This is a genomic window from Kitasatospora sp. cg17-2 (genome assembly GCF_054031055.1).
Window position 1 is genome coordinate 8965305 of record NZ_CM132923.1, and the last position, 21047, is coordinate 8986351.

Annotated in this window: 14 protein-coding genes and 1 pseudogene; 4 read left to right on the forward strand and 11 right to left on the reverse strand. The window is 73.5% G+C overall.

Annotation, left to right across the window (positions count from 1 at the left end; genetic code table 11):
- Window positions 1–409: 409 nt before the first annotated feature.
- Complete coding sequence (locus tag ACW14Y_RS37710; RefSeq protein WP_456988433.1) at window positions 410–1267, reverse strand: hypothetical protein; 858 nt, start codon at window positions 1265–1267, stop codon at window positions 410–412.
- A gap of 106 nt (window positions 1268–1373) precedes the next feature.
- Window positions 1374–1583, reverse strand: a pseudogene (locus ACW14Y_RS37715) (helix-turn-helix domain-containing protein); the annotation flags it as partial.
- Between the two features lie 128 nt (window positions 1584–1711).
- On the opposite strand from ACW14Y_RS37715, the gene ACW14Y_RS37720 reads away from it, so the two are divergent.
- Window positions 1712–1915 (forward strand): hypothetical protein, encoded by a 204-nt coding sequence (locus ACW14Y_RS37720; protein ID WP_456985023.1) that lies wholly within the window; start codon window positions 1712–1714, stop codon window positions 1913–1915.
- 159 nt (window positions 1916–2074) lie between these two features.
- On the opposite strand, the gene ACW14Y_RS37725 is transcribed toward ACW14Y_RS37720, so the two are convergent.
- From ACW14Y_RS37725 to ACW14Y_RS37765, 9 genes are all read right to left on the reverse strand, one after another.
- Window positions 2075–6022 (reverse strand): tetratricopeptide repeat protein, encoded by a 3948-nt coding sequence (locus ACW14Y_RS37725; RefSeq protein WP_456985024.1) that lies wholly within the window; start codon window positions 6020–6022, stop codon window positions 2075–2077.
- Window positions 6019–7410, reverse strand: coding sequence for a hypothetical protein (locus ACW14Y_RS37730; protein ID WP_456985025.1), 1392 nt, complete (start codon window positions 7408–7410; stop codon window positions 6019–6021). Before ACW14Y_RS37730 ends, ACW14Y_RS37725 begins: the two co-directional genes overlap by 4 nt.
- Entirely contained in the window at window positions 7407–9500 is a 2094-nt protein-coding gene (locus ACW14Y_RS37735; RefSeq protein ID WP_456985026.1) for a hypothetical protein, read from the reverse strand. The genes ACW14Y_RS37730 and ACW14Y_RS37735 overlap by 4 nt, the downstream gene beginning before the upstream one ends.
- Window positions 9497–10471 (reverse strand): AAA family ATPase, encoded by a 975-nt coding sequence (locus ACW14Y_RS37740; RefSeq protein WP_456985027.1) that lies wholly within the window; start codon window positions 10469–10471, stop codon window positions 9497–9499. Before ACW14Y_RS37740 ends, ACW14Y_RS37735 begins: the two co-directional genes overlap by 4 nt.
- Window positions 10468–11445 carry a hypothetical protein gene (locus tag ACW14Y_RS37745; RefSeq protein ID WP_456985028.1) on the reverse strand — a complete coding sequence of 326 codons (978 nt, stop codon included), beginning with the start codon at window positions 11443–11445 and terminating at the stop codon, window positions 10468–10470. Before ACW14Y_RS37745 ends, ACW14Y_RS37740 begins: the two co-directional genes overlap by 4 nt.
- A complete protein-coding gene (locus ACW14Y_RS37750; RefSeq protein ID WP_456985029.1) occupies window positions 11442–11876 on the reverse strand; it encodes a hypothetical protein in 435 nt (144 codons plus the stop codon). Before ACW14Y_RS37750 ends, ACW14Y_RS37745 begins: the two co-directional genes overlap by 4 nt.
- A gap of 469 nt (window positions 11877–12345) precedes the next feature.
- Window positions 12346–14112 carry an ABC transporter ATP-binding protein gene (locus ACW14Y_RS37755; RefSeq protein ID WP_456985030.1) on the reverse strand — a complete coding sequence of 589 codons (1767 nt, stop codon included), beginning with the start codon at window positions 14110–14112 and terminating at the stop codon, window positions 12346–12348.
- Window positions 14109–15893, reverse strand: coding sequence for an ABC transporter transmembrane domain-containing protein (locus ACW14Y_RS37760; protein ID WP_456985031.1), 1785 nt, complete (start codon window positions 15891–15893; stop codon window positions 14109–14111). Before ACW14Y_RS37760 ends, ACW14Y_RS37755 begins: the two co-directional genes overlap by 4 nt.
- A 161-nt stretch (window positions 15894–16054) precedes the next feature.
- Window positions 16055–17275: an alpha/beta hydrolase family protein gene (locus ACW14Y_RS37765; protein WP_456985032.1), complete on the reverse strand. Its 1221-nt coding sequence runs from the start codon at window positions 17273–17275 to the stop codon at window positions 16055–16057.
- Between the two features lie 167 nt (window positions 17276–17442).
- Here ACW14Y_RS37765 and ACW14Y_RS37770 point away from each other — a divergent pair, with 167 nt between their 5' ends.
- From ACW14Y_RS37770 to ACW14Y_RS37780, 3 genes are all read left to right on the forward strand, one after another.
- Window positions 17443–18630, forward strand: a complete 1188-nt coding sequence (locus tag ACW14Y_RS37770; RefSeq protein ID WP_456985033.1) for a sensor histidine kinase — start codon at window positions 17443–17445, stop codon at window positions 18628–18630.
- Window positions 18627–19316: a response regulator gene (locus ACW14Y_RS37775; RefSeq protein ID WP_456985034.1), complete on the forward strand. Its 690-nt coding sequence runs from the start codon at window positions 18627–18629 to the stop codon at window positions 19314–19316. Before ACW14Y_RS37770 ends, ACW14Y_RS37775 begins: the two co-directional genes overlap by 4 nt.
- Window positions 19317–19472: 156 nt before the next feature.
- A complete protein-coding gene (locus tag ACW14Y_RS37780) occupies window positions 19473–21008 on the forward strand; it encodes a hypothetical protein (protein WP_456985035.1) in 1536 nt (511 codons plus the stop codon).
- Window positions 21009–21047: the final 39 nt, after the last annotated feature.

Consider the following 21047-nt stretch of genomic DNA (forward strand, 5'->3'; position numbering starts at 1 on the left):
GTGGAGATCCTTGTCGAGCGCCTGGTGCCGGGCGAGTTGTGAGAGTTGTTTCGACGGGTGGTGACTCGGACGGTGGTTCAGCGGCCGTAGGGCGGCGGCCGACGGCGGGCTGGAGACCTGAAGTGCTGGCCGCGATCGTCTTCGTCGCGACCTCGGGCTGGACCTTGACGCCAGCTTCCGTCTAGCCCTTGGGGCCCTTGGGGGCGAAGGCCCAATGATCCGCGGAACGAGCCGCCGCCGAATCCTCCAAGAGGTAGCCGAGCGTCTTCCCGGACACAGAATCGTTCCCCCCGAACAGCACGGAGGGAGAGCCGAACTCCGCCGGGCCGCGGTGCTGCTACTTCTGCTGGATGGCCGGCGCTTTGCCAGAGACGTGAATCGCGACAGCGCCGCCCTGGAACGTGGCCGGTCAAGGCCGATCACGGGGATGGGTCAGCAGAACGAAGTCCGGAGTGCCGCCCCACAGCGATGCCTGATTCGAGCTCGAAGGGCGAAGGACTTCCTCGAACCGGACCAGTTGGGCGCGAGGCAAGAGCTCCACGACGTTGTCCAGGAGCGTACGGATTCGCCCGAGCGCCACTCCGGAGGTCAGAGGAGCCAGATCCACGAGAAGAGCGGGTACCTCCGACAACTCGGCCGCTGCTGCTTGCAGGTCTTCCAGCAGCCGGGTGAGGATCACCACGTTCTGCTTCATCACTGCCAAGCGTGGCACCGCTGAGTGGAGGTTGATCGGTGCGAACAGGGGCAGGCTTGGGTCCGCTTTCTCAAATGCCAGGCGCGGCAGCGGAGCGCGAACGTAGTCCTCATCCGTGCTCGTAATGAACCACGGGCCAGGTTGCTCTGGAGAGGTGGTCGCTCTGAACCTCCCAGCACGTAGGCCGCGCTCCAGTCGGAGCTGAGTTCGGGCGCGCATGTTGTTGTGGATGCCGTGGAATACGACCACCAGTCGGTAGCCGGCGTCGAGGGCTCTGGCGACGAGACTCACGCTGAACGTCGTCCTGCCTGACTGGGCAGGAGTGATCACGACCCCGGTTGTCCGGCTGGCGCGTACCGCGGTCGGGTCGGTGAGGCAGGCGAGCGCCTTCGCGCTGAATCGGTCGAGCAGCTCGACCTCGTTCACCCGCCATCCCCCCTTCCGAGCGTGCTCCGCGAAAGCCGACCAGTTGGGGCCCTGCTGGCGAGCCTGCTGGAACGCTTCGAGAGCCTCGGCCTTCGTTTCCGCGTGATGGGCTCGGCGCTCGGCGGCGAACCTGGTCTGCCGTTCCATCTGGGCGAGCGCCCCCCCAGGCGCCGTTCACCTCGGAGGCCTGCTCGTGGAGGACTCGGATCTCGCTTCGCTCCTCATCGCTGACGGGCTCTCCGCGCGCGGTCCCCACGTGGCTCAGCAGCGCATCGATGAACGATTGAGGTGGGAGCCTGCTCCCGGCCAGGTAGCGGCTGACGCCGCTGTGGTTCATGTGCGCGCGTCTGCTGAACTCGCGTTGAGAGTAACGGAGTTCATTGAAGAGCGTGTTGAGGGCCGTCGTGAGGCCGAGATCCGGGCCGGTTGGCGCATCGGCAGACGAGTGCTTGAGAACCGTCACATCCCATTTCTAGCGCAACTCGTCGGCATGGCGGTGGGTGTTGCGCTCTCAGTGTCAACACGTTGCTACAGGCGCAACACGTGTGCTGCCCACAAAGGTGGAGCCTCCGACACACCGAAGGGCCAGCGATGAACAACGACGTGCAGGCGCGTAGCAAGCACGAGAACGATGGGGCGCTTGAAGCGAAGGCCGGGCGCACGGGCTCCAAGCAAATGGATCGGAGGGTGCGGGGTGTTCTGCGGGTGGCCCTCTACGCAGCCATCCGGGGCGCTGCTGGCGGGATCGGTGGTCTGACAGTGGCACTCGCCATGGACTGGCTGAAGAGGCGCTGACGATCCGGTCAAGCGGTGGCTCGGGTGAGGTTCGATACGGCCTCATGAACTCCCACTCGAAATACGGCAGTTGCCCGCGCGTGACGCAGGAAGGTCCACCGGATCCAGCGCCACCGCGGAGATGAGACCAACGGGATGGGCCACAACCCGATACGCGACCTAGCCGGCGCTGCTCCCGCCGTGGTCGTGCCAGACGGTTGCCCGTACGGCCTGCTCACCCCGGACATGGTGTTGCACTGTGACCGAGTGATTTTCGGCGCGGTCGACCTCGGCCGCCACTGCGAGTGTTTCCGAGGCTTCCACGGTGCGGCCTGCGTCCTCCAGCCGCTTTGCCACCGCACGGAGAGCGGTCGACAGGGTCGGCACCCCGGCCTGGGCGTCCGACGAGGCGAGTGCGGACAGGATCCTTACGGCTTCGTGGCTTGCGGTCAGGGCCTCGTCCAAACGGCCCAGATCGCACAGGAACGTAGTGAGGCCGACGAGGCTCGCGCCGAGGCCGGGCAGGAAGACGGCAGGCCTCAACGTGGCGAGCTGCCGGTAGTGGGCAACCGCTTCCTGCGCGGCGTCCAGTGCGGCTGTTGTCTCTCCGGACCGGCCGAGGACCACCGAGAGGCTGTTGAGGCTCATGCCCAGGTCGGGCAGGAAGACTTCGGGATTCGATTCGGCGAGGCTGCGGTGGATGGAGACCGCTTCGACCATGGCGTTGAGCGCGGGCGTCCGCTGACCGGTCTGGTCCAGGCCGAGAGCCAGATTGTGGAGGCTTCTCGCGAGATCCGGCAGGTGGGCGGCGGAGTTGGCCTCGGTCAGGGTGCGACGGATCGAGACGGCTTCGGTGCTGCTGTGCAGTGTCTCCTCGTGACGGCCGACATCAGCGAGCCGGATCGCGAGGCTGTCGAGGCCGTTGGCGAGGTTGGGCAGGAAGGCGTCGGGGTTCGATTCGGCGAGCCGACGGTAGTGGCCGACCGCTTCGGTCGCCGCCTCCAACGCCGCGCCGTGCCTGCCGAGCTGGCCCAGCTCGCCCGCCAGGTTGACGAGGCTCCCGGCGAGGTCGGGAAGGAAGGCAGCGGGATCGCCCTCGGCGAGGTGCCGGTAGATCTGCACGGCTTCTCGGCTCGACGCCAGCGCCTCCTCGTGCCGACCCATCGTTGCCAGCCGGCTGCCCAGATTGCTGAGGGCGGCGGCGAGGTCCGGCCGGTAGGCATCGGGGTCCGTCTCGCCCAGTCGGCGTCGGACGTTGACGGCCTCCGCCGTGACGGAGAGGGCTTCGTCGAAGCGGCCCACGGCCGACAGATTGATGCCCAGGTTGTTGAGCCCCCTCCCGAGACCGGCCAGATGGGGGTCGGGTGTGGTCTCGGCCAGCCTTCGCCAGAGGTCGATCGCCTCGGAGGTGAAGCTCAGGGCCTCCTCGTGCCGCCCCGTCGCGGTGAGGCGCAGGCCGAGGTCGTTGAGGTGTTCGGCGAGTCGGGGCAGGAAGCGGGAGTCGGACTCGGCGAGCGCGCGATACTCGGCGACGAGGCGCCTGGTGAGCCGGACGGCCCAGGAGGCGAGCCGCTCACTCTGCTTGGGTAGGCGCCGGGCCAGCCGCTCCAGTTCGACCAGGGGGAGATCGGGTGCTCCGGTGATCAGCTCCAGGGCTTCGAGCAGTGGTTCGGGCGCCTCGGACCAGGTGACGGCCTCGACGGCCGCGGGCCCCAGGACATGGGCGTGGTGGACGCAGAGGGTGGTGAGCCCGTCATTGAGCAGGTTCCCGAAGACCCGGTGGGTGGCGGCCCGGGCGTAGACGGTCAGGAGCTGGGCGATCTGCGCGGCGGAGGCGCCGGGCACGATGTCATGGGCGAGGGCGGGATCCTCCACGAGCCTTCGGCCGACGAAGCGCTCGGTCAGACGGTCGGGTTGGAGCGGTTCCCACGGGCGGGGAGGGGTGGACGGCGACACGGAGGAGATCCAGGAGCGAACCGCGTCCCGCCGGTTGCGGCTCTGGTCCGCCAGGGCGGGAACCCGGCCGAGGAGTTCGTCGGCCTCCGTGCGGTCCTCGGCCCCGAACAGGAGGGCCACGGCCAGGGCGCTCAGCAGGGTTTCCATGGACAGGGTGTGCCTCAACCGCGACACATCGGCGAGACCGTACCAGTAGTGCCGTTCGTGGGCGAGCAGCCGGTCCTCGAGTTCCTCGGGCCGCGGGTCGGGTTCCTCGTCCACGGAGTCGTGGGCGAGCTGTTCGGCGGTGTCCAGGAGATCGGCCAGCGCGGTCATGTGGAGTGCGAGAAGCGTCCGGTCCGCCCCCGGGACGAAGCGGCCGTCGAGACGCGACGGGTCGACGAGACGGTCCGCGATGGTCGGCCAGTCGCGCTGCTCCCAGGCCGGTACCCGTTTCAGCTCGGCCGCGAAACCGCGTACCGCGCGCACGTACTCCTCCGCGGGCAGGACATCGGACTCCTCCTGCCACGGTGGGAGCGCGACGATCTCGGCGCGGTCGAGGAGAGCGGTGACGGCGGGACCGGTGGTCGCCAGGGCGTGCCACCAGTCGCCCGCGGTCCGGGCGAGTAGGAGGACCCTGAACGGGAGGCCGGACCGCTCACGGTCGGCGACGATCCTCAGGAGCGCCCCGAGCTGGTCGGCACGGGCTTCGGCGTAGTCCACGACGATCAGCGTCGGTGCGGCCGCACGCGTCAGCCGGTCGAGGCTCCCCGCAGCGGCGCGCAGCCAGAGCGGTGCCCAGCCCTCGGCGTTGAGAAGATTGATCAGCTCCTGGGCGAGCCTGGTCTTCCCCTGGCCACCGGTGCCGTGGATCAGCCGCACGCCGGCGCCCGGCTCGCGCGCCCAGTCCCGGAGCCGGGCGAGCTCGGCGGCCCGGCCGCGGAACGGGAGGACCTGGTAGCGGGCCTGGAGCAGTGCGGCGGGCGTGCTCCAGGCCGTCCGGGGGCGTGCCGGGAAGGCATCGGCCAACTCGCGCCATTCGACGGGTTCGAGGACCAGGACGGCCTGCGGCAGGTGCTGGAGCAGCGTGTCGCGGAACGAGGGGTCCGCCAGCAGTTGGGAGCTGGGCACCACCACGAAGTCGGCCCGCTGCCGATGGGACGCTGTCACGACGCCCGTGAGCAGGTCGCCGCAGAACACGGCGCATCCGGCGACCGCCTCCCGGAACGAGTTCCCGGGTGCGAAGCCCAGGGTCATGATGGAACGCTCGCTCCTCGGGCCGGCCGGGCGGAGTGTTCCGACGGCAGAACGGAGGCTGTCCGGCCGTCGGTCGAACGGTGTGTCCGCCCAGGCCACCCGGCATTCCGTCGTGACCGAATCGGTGACGAGTCGCCCCCAGCGGACGGTGGCCGCGGCCGGAGCGAGGGCCGGAGCGCGGTCGTCCAGGCGGATCAACGCGATGCCCTCCAGGGCTTTGCCGGTCCCGGTCCATACGACGTAGCCGCTCAGCCATTGGTCCTCCGCCGTTCGGTACACCTCCACCACGGTGTCGGAGTAGGGCCGGTCGGGCAGTGCGGTCAGCACCAGGCCGGGCGCGATCTCGTGGCCCGACACCTGGTACGCGGCCCCGGACGAACCGGCCACCGGCACCGTGACGCCGACCACCCGTCCCTGCGGCGAACCGTCCGGCCGACCGCTCCGCGTATCGGCCTCCGGTTCCGGTGCCACCGGAGGGACCGTCCGCCTCGCCCGGGGGCGCAACGGCACGGTCGGCGGCTCCTCCGCCGGCCCACCCACGCCCGGAGCCAGGCCGATCGGCAGCTCGACGGTGCGGAACGGGATGCCGCCGGTCGTCACCAGCGTGAGCTGGAGACCCGGCCCCCCGGCTCCGGTAGCAAAGACGCCGTCCGTGAGCCGCAGGTCCTCGGCCACATGGGCCACGAAGCGCGCCGGACCGTACGTCCCGCCGTACCGGTGGAGCACGACGGCCGCCGGACCCAGGGCCTCGATCTCGATCCCGGGACAGCCCGAGAGCACGCAGCCGATCGCGAACTCCTCCTGGTCGTAAGGCCAGTCGGGGAGCGGGCCCTCGCCCGCGATCTCGACGTCGACCGTGACGAGGTAGCTGCGCCCGGGCTCCACCACGTCCGGCCGGCTCACCAGTGGACGCAACGGCACCGACGGCGGTGTCATGATTCCGTCCCCTCGCCGGACCCTGCCGGTCCGGTCCCTGCCGAGCCGGTCCTTCTCGCACCGGCCCCCGCCGTGGCGGTCGCGGCCAGGGCTTCCCCGTTCGCGGCGGCGCCGGGGTGGGTGAGGTGCAGGGTGGTCTCCGGATGCCCGTAGTACACGTACAGGAAACTGGTCAGGAAGAGTTTGAAGTCCTTCTCGATGCTCTGCTCGTTCTTGCCGGAGGAATCCCGGGTGCGCTTCGCGTAGTGCTGCCGGTGCTCCCGGAGCACGGCGGCGAGGTTGACGGGCCGGTCTGCGGCGTCCTCCAGCAGGCGGGCCGCGAAGTCGTGGGAGTGGTCGATGTCGATGTCGCCGATGACCGCTACGACAGCGCTCGCGCCTTTGCGGAGGAAGAGTTCGACGAAGCTGCGCACCGGCCGCCCCGGTAGTTGCTCGTCCTGCATGGCCTGCCCGGAGGCACACGAGTTGAGCAGAACCGGTGGCCCGGACTCCTGGAGCGTGTGCATCGGGTAGCCGGTGAACCGGTTCAGCGACCGGCCGCCGATGGTGAACGCGTTCGCCGACTCCGAGTAGGAACCGTGGGCGCGGATCATGATCAGGCCGAGCGGATCGTCCGGTCGGTTGAGCCGTGCCATGAGGTCGTCGACTGTCCGGTACGGGGGATCGGCGAGGTAGTCCGGGAAGCCGCCGAGGGGCACGTCCAGGTCCCCGTCGAGCAGCATCACCAGTCCGCCCTTGCTGGCGTGCTTCGGCGCCGAGTAGTCCCACACCCGAGGCCCGTCGTGCACGCTGGTCCAGCGGACGACCGGGACCAGCTCACCGAGCCAGGCCCCGTCGCCGCCCGAGGCCGCCGACGGCTCGTGGTAGAAGAGTTCCCAGGGGATGTTGTACGGGGTGTTGTCCCAGACGACCAACTGCGGCTGGGGCGTCGAGGCGATCAGGTCCCGGATCCAGCGGACCAGGGCGTTCTGGTAGAGCCACCAGTTCCGCACCTGGTGGTAGGCGGTGGACCAGGGACCGTCGCATCCGGTGCGCACCGGGGCGTCCGCGGCGTTCGTGGCGTCCTTCATCAGCCGGGCGAGCGACAGTCCGAGCTGCGGCAGCTCGGGCGGGCTGGGCGCGGTCTGCACGGTCCGCGCGTGGTGCCAGGTCATCGAGATCCTGGGCTGCTCGGAGGAGCCGCTGCCGGTGACGCAGAGCATCGCCGTCCCGGGCGGCAGGGCCTCGCCCAGGCCCGCCCAGCCGGGCTCGAACTCGTCGCGCGGGCCGGGTCGTTCGACGTCCTCGGGGACCGGCGCGGTCGGCGGGCGTACGGCGGGGCGCGGGGTGGGAAGGCCGGTGTCGGCGGCGAGCAGGCCGCGCACGGTCGGCGGTTGCGGGGTCGTCATCGTGGCGGACCTGCCTCGGGGCGGTGGCCCGTAGCACCGGGGAGGGCCGGCGCGGTGGGTGGCCCCGCCGGGTCGGTGTTCGGGGCAGTCGGTACCAGCAGTGGCTCGGCGTCCAGCGCCTCGGCGAGGTCGAAGACGAGGTCCGGGTGGAGGCCGGTCTCCGGGGCGACGAGCACGGTGCGAGTGCGGGGGAGGGCGCGTACGGCGGCGGCCGCGGTGAGCGCGTCGACGACGCCCTCCCGTCCGACCCGGGCCGTCACCCGGCCGAGCAGGCTGGCGTCGAGCGGCACGTTGCCGCGGCCGTCGGTCACCACGACCAGGACCGCCTCGTGGTGGTTGCCCCGGGACTTCCGGTGGAACCGGCGCAGCTCCTGGGCCGTCAGGTCCAGGGCGTGCGCGAGCGGGCTGGCCGCGCCCGGGGCGCGTCCGACGGACGCCAGGATCCGCGGATCGAGGAGCGAGGCCGCCCGGTACCGTTCGGCGGCGGTCTCGTTCGGGGCGCCGTGGTGGCCGAACTCGACGATGGTGACGGCGGCGCTCTCCCGGTAGGCCCAGCGGAGGAACGGCGCCAGTGGCGGGCCGAGGTCCCAGCCCGCGCGGCAGGAGTGGTCCAGCAGCAGGAACAGCACCCGGCCGCTGTCCCGGGTGCGCCGGTACTGCCGCAGGTCCGCTGCGTTCACAGCCAGGCCCGGTGGTGCGACGGGCGGATCACCGTGCGGCGCACCGGGTCGGTCCTCCGCGTTCGGGTGGGACGGCGTCCCGGGCCGGCGGACCGCCTGGAACTTCGCGGCCTCCAGCAAGGTGGGAACGAGGGCGAGGTCGTGGAGGTCGCGGGCCGGGCGGACGCCGGCGCGCCGCCCGCCCGTCGGCCTTTCGGCGGCGGAGCGGTGCCGGTCGGAGCGCAGGGACGCGAACGGGGGCAGCGCCGCCGGGTCGTCCTCCGGATAGGGCGGGCCTGGGCTCCCCCCGGCCACTGCGGCCTGCTCGGGGTCCAGCGCGCGGACGGTCGGTGGCACGACCGCGGACCGCTCACCGGCCGGGTCGGCGGTCGGCGGACTCGCGAGGGTGTCGGCCGTCGTCGGTCCGGGCGCGGTCGGGGGCGGCGGCGGAGCCACGGGCGGCGCGGCCGGGAGAGTCGGAGCGGGGGCCTGCGGCGTGGTCAGGCCGAGCAGTCGGGCGGCCTCGCGCACATGCTCCGCGCCGATCTGCTCGGCGTCGGCGGCCAGCACCCGGGCCGTGCGGGCGAGCGCGAGGTCCCGGCGCCGGCCGGGACTTCCAGGCATCAGGGCGACGACCAGGGCAGCTGCTTCGGGGCCGAGCGGGGGGAGGCGGGTGGGGTACGGCCGACTGTGGCGCTCAGGCATCAGTGCGCGGAGCAGCGCCAGGTCGTCGGCCGGCTCGGGTGCCCCGGGCGACGCGGGAGCTCCGGGCGGCGGGGCGCTGGCGCTCGCCGCCGCCGCCGCGTCCGGGACCGGTCGTCGCGGCCCTCCGGTGCGCAGCGCGTGCAGGATTCGCGCGAGGTCGCCCGCGTCGGCCCGCAGCGGGAAACGGTCGAGCAGGTGAGGGGAGAGCCGGGCGGCCGCCGCGCGGGGCAGGGCGGCCAGCCAGCGGGTCCGGGGCTCCCAGTGCAGACTGTGCCCGAGCCGTTCCACGGACGCGGCGTCGGAGTCGAGCAGCGCCAGCGCGGCCTGGACGACGGGGAGCGGGGCGTGTGCGAGGTCGGGCACCAGCGCGACCGGCGGCGGGCCGTCGTCGTCCTGCTCGACGAGGGTGCCGGGCCGCAGGGCGAAGCCGCGGTCGGCGCGCGCGGTCGGCAGCCAGATGCTCTCGGCGGTGGTCCAGGCCCCGAGGACGACGACCGGGCCGAGCGACCGGGCCGCGCCCTCCCCGTTCGGTCCGTCCGGGCCGGTGGCGCGCCCGTCCGGTGCCCCCTCCGCTCCCTCGGCCAGGCGTTCGGCGAGCAGTCGGCCGAGCAGGGGCAGCAGTCCCGGATCCAGGTCGAACAGCAGCAGGCCGCCGAGTCGCCGCTCCGCCGCCACGCAGTCGAGCAGGGTCAGCACCCGGGCGAGCGCGGCGGGTACGGAGGTCACGCCTGCCGTCCGGCCGGGACCGCCAGCACCTCGGCCACCTGCCGGTCCTGCTCCGCCCCCCAGGCCGGCAGTGAGCCAGACTCCCCGGTGGAGCGACGGTGGACCAGTGCCGGTCGGGCCACCCGCCGCAGGTGGTCGGCCGTGACTTCCGGGGCGTTCTCGATCGCGGCCAGGGCCCGTGCGGCCCGGCAGAGGACCAGGTCGCCGCGGTGGCCGACGACCCGGAACTCGGCCGCCAGTCTGCTGCAGTCACGCAGGGTATTTGCTCCGTAGGCGACCGAGCCGAGCCGCTCCCCGGCCGCGTCGAGTTCGGCCCTGCGGGCCGCGTCACTCGCCAGCGCCTCGTTCAGGAAGGCGGACTCCGGGTCGTCGCGTTCGGCCTCGAAGCGCAGCACCGTCTCGATGATCTCCTGCCGCTGCTCGGGTTTTTCCTCCGCCGCGACGTCGGCGACCAGGCCGAACCGGTCGAGGAGTTGGGGCCGGAGCCCGCCCTCGTCCGGGTTCATGGTGCCGACGAGGGTGAAGTCCACCTCCTGGCGCTGTTCGGCCAGGCCCTCGCGCTGGACACTGAGGAGTCCGGTCGAGGTCACGTCCAGGATGATGTTGACGAGGTAGTCGTCGAGCAGGTTGATCTCGTCGATGTAGAGGATCCGCGACGCGGAGCGGGAGGCCTCGACGAGCAGTCCGTCCTCCGGTTCCGCCGCCCCCTGCATCAGCTTCTTGATCTGCCAGCCGCCCAGCACCCGGTCGTCGGTCGCCCCGATCGGCAGGGTGACGGGCAGTTCGCCCGCGACCATGAGGCTGAACGCGCGGATGGTGGTCGTCTTGGCGGTCCCGCGCTGGCCGGTGGCGAGCACCCCGCCGACCGCCGGGTCGACGTGGGCGATCTCCAGAGCTGTGCGGAGGTCCTGCTGACCGACGAGCAGGGAGTACGGCAGGATCCGCCGCCGTCCGGTGGCCGGGGCCGTCATGGGGTTCCTCCAGTGCCGCCTCCGTCGACGGCGTAGGTCCGGGCGGGGTCCACCGGGATGCCCTGGCGCCAGAAGTCGCTCAGTTCGGTGAAGAGGGCGTGCTCGTCGCCCTGCCGGGCGGGAACCGCGAACCGCAGCCCCTTGAGCAGCTCGGTCCGCTGCAGGTCGAAGGCCACGTGGACGCTCTCCCCGTAGCCGAGCGCCGCCTGGACCGCACCGCGGTAGGCCGCCGCCGCCACGAGCAGCGGGACCAGCGCCAGCAGCAGCCACCACCCGGTACGCAGCAGCAGCACACCCGCCGCGACGGCGGTGGCCGTCATGACGGCCGCGATCCGCACGGCGGCGTCCAGGGCGTCGCGCCGGTCGTCGACGAGCGCGCGCACCTCCGCGCCGAGCAGCGGGTGGAGCCGTGGCCAGGCCACCACGGCGTCCAGGCCGTAGGGGCGCCCGGCGCTGTCCTCCAGGGCGGCCAGTACGTTGCCCAGGGCGGTCGGACGCAGCAGGTGGTCGGGGAGCGGGAAGCGCCGCCGCAGCTCCTGCCCGGCCGCCCCGGCCCGCTGGACCGTCTCCGGGCCGAGCGTGGCGCCCGCGCCCTGGGGCAACAGGGCGGCCGTCTCCAGGGCGCGCTTGCGCCGCTCCTGGCGGCGCAGGGCCCGGCCGCCGCCGAGCAGCCGCGGCCAGTCCCCCTCGAAGAGCCGGACGAGGGGGAGCTGGAGAGGGTTGAGCAGGACGCCCAGCAGCGTGACGGCGAGCACCAGCGCCACCAGTTCGCCGGCACCCAGCCCGGCGGCCGTCGTCCAGGCGGCCTTGAAGCTCAGCCCCGACCCCTCGGGCGCCGCCCAGCCGCGGGCGCCCGCCCACACGAGCGTCAGGAGGAACACCAGCGCCGCGTAGGTCGGCAGGTAGCCGAGCAGGAAGAAGCGTCGGCCGGCGCCGAGTTCGGCCGGCGGTTTGAGCGTGCCGGGAAGATTCATCGCCGCAGCTCCATCGTGCCGTGACCGGTGATGTCGCACGCCGGGAGGGTGCGCGGATCGTAGTACGAGAGGACGCTCGCGCGGTCGCAGGCGGGGACGGCGCAGACGAACCGGATCGCCTTGAACTGCTGGGAGAGCCCCGGCAGCGTGGCCCGGTCGGCCGCGCCGAACTCGGGCTGCTCGCCGGCGGTTCCGGCCGTCAGGCCCAGCCGGTGGGGAGTCGCGATCCCGATGTCCCGCCCGTCCAGGCGGATCATCACCGCGCGCAATCCCGGCCGGGTACGGAACAGCGTTTCGAGGCGGGACCGCACCTCGTCGGACCGCTCCTCGGCGGTGACGTCGAGCTCCGTGCCGACCTCCGCCGGGCGGGCGCCGGTGTCGATCAGCCGACCCAGCCGGATCTGCGCCCGCCTGACATCCTCGTTCGTCATGACCCCCCTCAGGCACGAGCGACGGGATCATCCTAGGGTCAACTCCCGTTCCACCGGAACGTCCTGTATATCGATCACCCATCATTTCGGCGCCGCCCCGGCATCGGGCGAGTGTGACTGGGAGCGCTGATCGGCGGAGCATGCTGGTGCTGCCGCAGGTTGTGGACCTCCGGACAGGTGCTGGTGCGACTCAGCCGGCCGACTGTCGTGTCAGTACGGAATCTGTCGTCTGCGGCCGGCGCCGACCAGGTCGTGTATCGGGTTGTGGCGTATTCGTTGGTCTCTCCTCCGCGGTGGCCGCTGGATCCGGTGGACCTTCCTGCATCACGCGCGGGCAACTGGCGTATTTCGAGCTGGAGTTCATGGGGCCGTGTCTGCCGATCGGCAGACACGGCCCCTGCCCGGAGTGGTTGCGTCGGCGGTCGAGGGCGTCATCCGGCGATTCGACGGGTGCCCCGAGCCCGAGGGCTCAGCCCCCGCCGTTCCACGATCGCCACAGGTCCGCGTACGGGCCGTCCGCGGCGATCAGCTCGTCGTGGGTGCCCAGTTCGACGATGCGGCCGGACTCCATGACGGCGATGCGATCGGCGTCGTGTGCGGTCTGCAGTCGGTGGGCGATGGCGATGACGGTGCGGCCCGACCGGACGGCGGCCACCGCCCGCTCCGCCTGGCGGGCCGTCGTCGGGTCGAGCAGTGACGTGGCCTCGTCCAGGATCAGGGTGTGCGGGTCCGCCAGATGCACCCTGGCCAGGGTGAGTTGCTGCGCCTGGGCGGGTTCCGGTTCGACTCCGCCCGGGCCCAGCGGGGTGTCCAGGCCCTCCGGCAGTTCGGCCGCCCAGTCCGCCTCCACCGCCCTCAGGGCCGCCAGGACGGCCTCGTCGTCGGCTTCGGGCGCGGCCATGGTCATGTTGTCGCGAAGGGTGCCCATGAACACGTGGTGCTGCTGCGTGACGAGGACGACGCGGTTTCCCAGCCGGCCCGCCGCGGCCTGGTCGGCGACGGGCACGCCGCCGACCAGGACGTGGCCGGTGTCGGGGGCGTCCGCACCGGACAGCAGCTTGCCGAGGGTGGACTTGCCGGCTCCCGACCGGCCGACCACGGCGAGTCGTTCACCGGGGCGGACCAGCAGCTCCACGTCCTTGAGGATCGCGTGCCCGGGGACGTAGGAGTACCCGACGCCCTTGACCTCGATCAGGTCGTCCACCGGGGTCGGCACCGAGGCGCCGGCTGTGTGCGACACCGGTCCGACACCCTTGATGCGGGCGAACGAGGCGCCGCTGCGCTGCAGTTGTTCGACCCGGACGAGCATCTGGTTGAGCGGGTCGACCAGTTGCCACATGTACAGGCTGCCCGCCACCACGGCTCCCAGCGGGATCGTGCCGTTGAGGTGGCCGAACCCGCCGACGAGCAGGACGAGCGCCATGGGCAGCGTGTGCGCGAACTCGGTGACCGGGAACAGCACCGTGCGCAGTGCGAGGGTGCGCACGGCGGCGCGGTAGGTGGTGTCGATGGCCCGGTCGAGGGCGTTGTCGCGCAGTTCGCGCAGCCCGTAGGCCTCGACGGTGCGGGCCCCGTGCGCGGTGGAGTCGAGGATCTCGGAGACCTCGCCGGCGGCCGCTCCCTCGGCGAGGTAGGCGTCGCGGGAGCGCGCGAGGTACCAGCGGCTCACGCCCCACACGAGTGGCAGTCCCACGACCGAGCAGAGACCGAGCAGCGGGTCGAGGAGGAAGACCGCGGCGAGGACGACCACGACCTGGATGCCGGCGACGAGCAGGTCCGGAGCCGCGTTGCGCAGCGTGGCCGCGACGGTCGAGACGTCCAGGGTGGTGCGGGTGACGAGATCACCGGTGCTCACCGCCTCCGCGACGCGTCCCGGCAGCGCCAGGGTGCGCTCGACGACCTCCTCGCGGAGCCGGGCGAGCGCGCGCTCGCCGAAGCGGTGGGAGAGGTTCCGGGCGTAGCGCGTCAGGACCAGGCGGGCCGCGGAGAAGCCCAGGACCGCCCCGGCCAGCCCGTCGACTCGGGAGACGGACAGGTCACCGGACTCGGCCCCGGTCACGATGCGGCCGAGGAGCCAGGGGCCGGCCGCGCCGGCGAGCGCGGCGAGGCACGTCAGCAGCAGCATCGCGCAGACGGTGCCCGAGTCGTCCCGCAGCAGCTGCCGGCCGGCCCGGCGAACCGTCCTGGCGTCGGCGATCGGCAGCTGGGGCGTGCGGTCGGTGTCGGACCCGCTCATCGGGACTGTCCTTCCGCGGGCCGTGCCGCGGCGGCTCCGCCGGGTGTCCCGGTGCTGCCGCGGAGCACCAGTGCCGCGTATCCCGGCTGGTCGGCGAGGAGCTCTCCGTGCGTACCGGTCGCCCGCACCCTTCCGTTCACGAGGTAGGCGACTTCGTCGGCCCGGCCGAGCACGAGCGGCGAGGTGCTGACGACGAGGGTGGTCCGCCCGCGCCGGTGCGCCGCCACCCGGGCGGCGACGGTCGCCTCCGTGTGCGCGTCCAGTGCCGAGGTCGGTTCCACGAGCAGGAGCACCGCCGGATCCGCGAGCAGGGCCCGCGTCAGCCGCAGCCGCTGGCGCTGACCTCCCGAGACGTTGCGGGCCTGACTCTCCAGGCGGGTGTCGAGCCCGTCGGGGAGCGCGTCGACGATGTCCTCCGCGGCGGCGGCGTGCAGCGCCCGCCGGAGGTCCTCGTCGGAGCGGTCGGCGCCGCCGGACACGACGGAGCGCAGGGGGCCCGGGAACACGTAGGCGTCGTTGTCCGCGGCCAGGACGTGCCGCCGGAGCGCCGTGCGGTCCCAGCCGGACAGCGCGAGGCCGCCCCAGGTGGCCCCGGAGTCCGTGTAGCCGGCCAGCCGGTCCACCACGGCGCGCGGCTCGTCGGGACGGGCACCGACCAGGGCCGTCACCTTCCCCGGGGCCACGACCAGGCCCGACACGGGGTCGTGCAGCGGGCCGGGAGCGGCCGGGGGGTCGAGCCGGGTCCGGTGCTCCTCGGGAGCCGGGGCGAGCGCCAGGATGTCGACCACCCGCCGGGCGGAGACGAGCCCGCGCGGCAGGTCGTCCGCCGCTTCGATCAAGGACGAGACGGGTACCAGCAGGGCGGCGACGTATCCGTAGACCGCCACCAGTTCACCCACGGTGATGGCCCCGCCGGCCGCCATCCGCGCGCTGATCCACGTCACCGCGGCAAGGAAGACCGTGGGCAGGCACGCGGTGAGGGCCTGGACCCAGCTGGTGATCGCGGCGACGCGGTATCCGAGGGGGACCAGGGCCCGGGAGCGTTCCCGGTACCGCCCGGCGAACAGGGCCTTGCCGCCGATCCCGTTGAGGACGCCCAGGCCGGCCACCAGGTCGCCGGCGAGGGCGGTCAGCGCGCCCTGGTCCTGCCGGTAGCGGCTCTCGGCGCCGTGCAGCTTGCCCAGCAGGGGGCCGACGGTCAGGGCCAGGGCCGGGACGCCGAGAAGGACCACCACGGCGATGACGGCCGAGATCCGGACCAGCAGGACGGCGGTCGCGGCGTACGCGACGACCGCACCGACGCCGGGTCCGGTGACGGTCAGTGTCTGGGCGATCCTGCCGATGTCGCCGACGTGGAGGTGGGTGAGCTCACCCGCGGACACCCGGCGGGGCAGTGCCGACCCCAGCCGGGTGACGTGGCGCGAGACGACCTGGACGGTCCGGTAGCCCGCGTCCACCCGGATGCGCGTCATGGTGCGGTGCCGCAGGATGCCGAGGACCGCGGTCCCGGCCCCGGTGACGAGCACGGCTCCGGTCCACAGGAGCAGCATCCCGGTGTTCCGCGCCCTGAGCCCCTCGTCGATCGTCCTCGACAACAGGTACGGCGGAAGCATGAGCGCGCACATCCACGTACTGCCCCACAGGGTGCCGAGCAGGACCCGCCGGTACTGACTCGTCGTCAGCCACCACAGGAACCGCAGCGGGCTCCGGTGGTCCGGCCGGCCCGGGGAATCGTAGGGCACCCGGCGCGCGCCTTCGGGCAGATCTGCTCCGTCTGTCATCTCGGCCGTCCTTGGGTGGGATGGAGGGGTGTCGGCGAGCGATCGGGCCGCGGTACCGCGTGCGTCGTACGCACGAACATGCCACACGGTCGGACGCGCTCCCACTGAATTCCTCATCTGCCCAGCACCGGACGGGTGTTGGCAATCGTGCGCCCAGGCGTTCAGCGGGCGTGGGCGACCTCGGGGAAGGCGGGGGAGGGGCCGTCGAGCAGCCGCCCCCGGCCGCGGAGGTGGAGGTCGAAGAAGGCGCGCGGGTAGGCGCGTTGGAACGCCTGGGCCCGGTGTCCGGGAATCGTCCCGACATCCTCCTCCAGATCGGACGGCGACCTGCCCAGGAGCGGGGCGAGCAGCGGCAGGATCAGCACGTCGTCGCCGAACGACTGGTGCGCGGCTCCCCGTACGGTCAGACGCAGGCGCCAGCCGCGCAGACGCGACCAGAACGCGCGCAGGGCGGGGTTGCTGTCCATGCCGCCCTTTCCCAGGGTGTCCACGACCAGGAACGGACGGCCCAGCCCGGCGTCCACCACCGGGCCCGCCGCGCCCCCGTCCAGGCTCGCTCCCGCGATGATCCGCCCGTCGGTGAGCATCGTCGCGGCGGTGGTGGCGCCGCCCAGGGAGTGGCCGAGCATCCCGACGCGCCGCAGGTCGAGCGCCCCGCGCAGGCCGGTGGGCAGCGGGGTGCGGCAGACGCCGGGGTGGCCGCCCGAGGCGAGGACGGCGAGCCGGTCCAGGACGAAGCGGATGTCGGCGGTACGGACTTCGAGGGCCTTGGCGTAGTCGCCGACCCCGCCCAGCGGGTTCGTCTCGACGCGTCCGCCGGGGAAGGCGACCACCGCCGCGTCGTAGGTGTGGTCGACGGTGACCACCAGGAAGCCGTGGCCGGCGAGGTCTTCCACGATGCCGGTGCCGAACGACCGTGACGCGTCGGAGCCGGGGGAGTAGAGCACGACGGGCAGGGGGCCGGGCGGGCCGCCGACGGGAGCGCCCTCGTGGCCGTGGGTGCCTCCCAGCCGGACCCGGCCGGGAGGCAGGCCGAGCAGGCCCAGGTACCGGTCGGCCGCCGCCGGAGGCATCCAGGGAGCGGTGGGGCGGGCCGCGCCGCCGCGGGCGGGGTACCAGACGCTGACCATCAGCTCACGGCAGGGGCGGGAGGGCACCCAGGGGTCGGGCCGAGCGGTGTCGGCCAGGTGCAGCGCGACCGTGCCCAGTGGGTAGGGCCCGTTCGGGGCGGGCAGTCGGAACCGCACGGGTTCCTCCTGGCCGGGCCGCGCGCCGGTCGGTCGCGGGACGCCCGGTCGCGCGCCGGCCACCGGTGCGAGCGGACCCGTGACCATGGCGGCGGCCAGTGCGGCGGACGAGGACAGCAGTGTTCTCCGATTCATGGCTCCACTGTTCCGTCCGGCGGGCCCGGCGGCCTCGCGCCCGGGGAGGAACCCGGTGTCAGCCCAGGAGGGTACGACGGGCATCGGCCGCGCGGACGACTCTGCCCTCGGGATGACGTCCTCCGGGCTGACAGGGCCAGGGGTCTCGCTCGGATAGCGTGGCCGGCATGGGTGACGGGGAGTCACGGCCGCTGGTGGCCGGACGTCTGCGGGACGGGCAGTGGCACGGCGTGGACACGGTCGCGGCCGTGCTCCTCGCCCTGGCGTTCGGTGCGAGCGAGACGCTGAGCGGTGGCTGGGCCGCGGGCGCCGTGGCGGCGGTGGTCTGGCTGCCGGTCGCGGTGCGGCGCAGACGGCCCGTCCGGGTGCTGTACACGGTCCTGGCCGGAGCGGTCCTCGCCCTGGCGTTCACCGGCTGGGAGGAGTCCTGGGTGCCCGTCGGGGCCGCGCTGTACACGGTGGCGGCGCGGGAACCGCGGCGCCGGTCCGCGACGGCGCTCGGCTGCTCGCTGGGCGCCGTCGCGGCGGCCATGGCCCTCGTACCGCGACCGGTCCCGGTCTCCGGGGTCGCGTCGGGCGTCGTCTTCGCGTCCTCGATGATGACGCTGCCCTGGCTGGTGGCCACCGCGCTGAGGGAGCAGCGGTCGTACGCGGAACTCGCCGCCCGGCAGGCCGTGACGGACGAGCGCCTGCGGATCGCCCGCGAGCTCCACGACGTGGTGGCCCATCATCTGACGGTCATCGCGGTCCGGGCCGAGGTGGCCCGCGCGGTGGCCCCCACCGACCCGCAGGAGGCCGGGCGGACCCTCGCACTGGTCGGGACGGCGGGCCGGACGGCGCTCACCGAGATGCGCCGCATGCTCGGCGTCCTGCGATCACCCGGTGACGGAGCCGAGTGGGGGTCCGCCCCCGGTCTGGCGGACCTGCCCGCGCTCGCGGCCGGCGCGGGCCCGCGCGTGGAACTGTCCGTCGACCCGGATCCGCCGCTCCCCCCGGGAGTGGAACTGGCGGTCTACCGGATCGTCCAGGAAGCCCTCACCAATGTCGTCAGGCACGCGGGATCGGCGGACTGCCGGGTGAGCCTGTCCCGGACGGGGCCCGGCGCGGTCGAGATCGAGATCGTGAACGACGCGCCGTCCCGGCTCCCGTCCTGGCTCCCGCCGCGGCTCCCGCTCCGGCTGCCGTCGCAGCTCCCGTCCCCGCTCCCGTCCCGGCGTCCCGGCGGCGGGCACGGGCTCGTCGGGATGCGGGAGCGGGCGGCCGTGTACGGCGGGACCGTCACCGCCGGCCCCCTGGCGACGGGCGGATTCCGGGTGCACGCGCGGCTGCCCTGCGGATCGGGGACAGCACGGTGAACCGGCCGGTCCGGGTCCTCGTCGCCGACGACCAGGCGCTGTTGCGGACGGGTTTCCGGATGCTCATCGAGAGCGCGCCGGACCTCACCGTCGCGGGCGAGGCCGTCAGCGGCGAGCAGGCCGTCGAACTCGCCCTGCGGCTGCGGCCCGACGTCGTGCTGATGGACATCCGGATGCCGGGCACGGACGGTCTGGAGGCCACCCGGCGCATCTGCGCGGACCCGGACGCCGCCGGCATCCGGGTGCTGGTCCTCACCACGTTCGACCTGGACGAGTACGTGTACGCGGCACTGCGCGGCGGGGCCAGCGGGTTCCTCCTGAAGGACATCCTGCCCGCCGACCTGCTGACAGCCCTGCGGGTGGTCGCCGCCGGCGACGCCCTGCTCGCGCCCGCGGTCACCCGCCGTCTGATCCGCGAGTTCGCCGAACGCCACGAGCCTCGCCCGCGACTCGCCGGGGAGCTGGCGGGCCTGACCCCACGGGAACGGGAGGTGCTCCGGCTGGTGGCCCGGGGACTGCCCAACCACGCGATCGCCGAGCATCTGGGGCTGAGCATCGCGACCGTCAAGACGCACGTCCGGCGGCTGCTGGCCAAACTCCACGCCCATGACCGGGCCCAGCTGGTCGTCATCGCCTACGAGACGGGCCTGGTCACCGCGGGCGGGAACCTCCCGTCCACGGGCTGACGCCGCACCGGCCGGGGGCGGTGGCCCGAAGGGGGCGGCCCGCCGCGGGCCGTGCGCGGCACCGGTGGATAACGAATGCGTCACGGCGCGGGAGGGGGTCGGCGTACCGCCGTCCCACCCGCGCCACATTTCTTCGACGCAGGAGCGCAGAGCACCATGCAGTTCACCATCGCCCGGGCCGCGGCCGGGGCAGCGTCCTTCGCCGTACTGGCCGCCGTCGCCGGGACGGGCGCCGTACCGGCCGCGGCGGACGAGACCCGCAACAACCGCGTCCTGGTGGTCCTGGCGGACTTCGAGGACCAGCACCACGCCGATGCCGGAACCGACAGGGCGGGCATCGCGCAGCGGTACTTCGGGGCGGAGGGCTCGTTGCAGAGCTACTACCGCGCCGTCTCCCGGGGCCGCCTCAGCTACGTCCCCGCCGTCCCGGACAAGGTCCTCGGGCCCCTGACGCTGCCGTGGCACGCGAACTGCGACCCGCGTGCGGCCCGTCAGGAGATCGAACGCCAGCTGCCGCAGCGGGGGCTGACGAAGGGCAAGGACTACGACAGCCTGTCCATCGTCCTGCCCCGGGTGCCCTGCGGCTGGGCCGGGCTGGCGCAGGTCGGCGGCCCGGTCAGCTGGCTGAAGGCCGGCAAGGGCGGTCCGACGCCGGCGGCCCTCGCCCACGAGTTCGGCCACAACCTCGGTCTGCCGCACCAGCCGCGCCGGGTCTGCCCGGGCGGCGACCTGGGTGCCTGCGGCGGCCCCGCGGAGATGGGGCGGAAGTCGCCCATGGGCGGTGGCGGCGCCGGCCCGGGCCTGTCGGCCACCCAGCTCATCCACGCCGGATGGCTCGCGGCCGGGGAGCACCAGCGGGTGACCGCCTCCGGCACCTTCGTCCTGCGTCCCCTGTACGGCGGTCAGAAGGGCGTCCGCGCCCTGGAGGTGCCGCTGGGCCACGACCGGCTGGTCCTGGAGTACCGCCGCCCGGAAGGATCCCTGGACGGCCGGCTGAACGGTGTCTACGCCTACCGGGTGTCCGGCGACTCCTACCGGAGCGCCGACCCGCTCTCGCCGTCCGCGGGTGACCGCGACGGCGCGGTCACCACCCTCCACGACGCGGCCGCGAAGCTGACCGTGACCGTCGGTGCGGTGGACGCGGACAGCGCCACCGTGACCGTCACCGTCAACGGCGTCACCCCGCCCGCCGGGGCCGGCACCGCGCCCGCCGTGGTGGTGTCGCCCGAGAACCCCGCCGCCTCCGCCCCGGCGACCCCCGTGCCGGACCCGGACGGTGCGGACGGTGCGGACGAGCCGGCGGACGGCGACGACCCGACGGGCGCCCCGGCCGATCCGACCGCTTCCGCCCCGGCCGATCCGACCGGTTCCGCCCCGACCGCCTCTGTCCCGCCCGCCTCTGCCCCGGCCCCCCGAGGAGGTGGGGCCACCACTCCCGCGATGCCGTCCCCGCCCACCGCCGGCGGGGGAGGCCGGCCGACCGGCCCCGTCACGCCCCCCGCGGCCACCCGCTCCAACGACCCCGAGGCCGACCCCGGCGCCGACCACGACAAGGACCTCGCCCACACCGGCGGGAACGGCATCGCCCTTGCCCTGACCACCGCGGCCGGGGCCACACTGGTCGCCACCGGGGCGTTGCTCCTCCGACGCCGCAACCGGGGCGGCGGCCGCCGGGCACGCGCGCGGCGCTGACGGACCACCGCCCGGCCGGCCGTCGGCACGACACCGGGA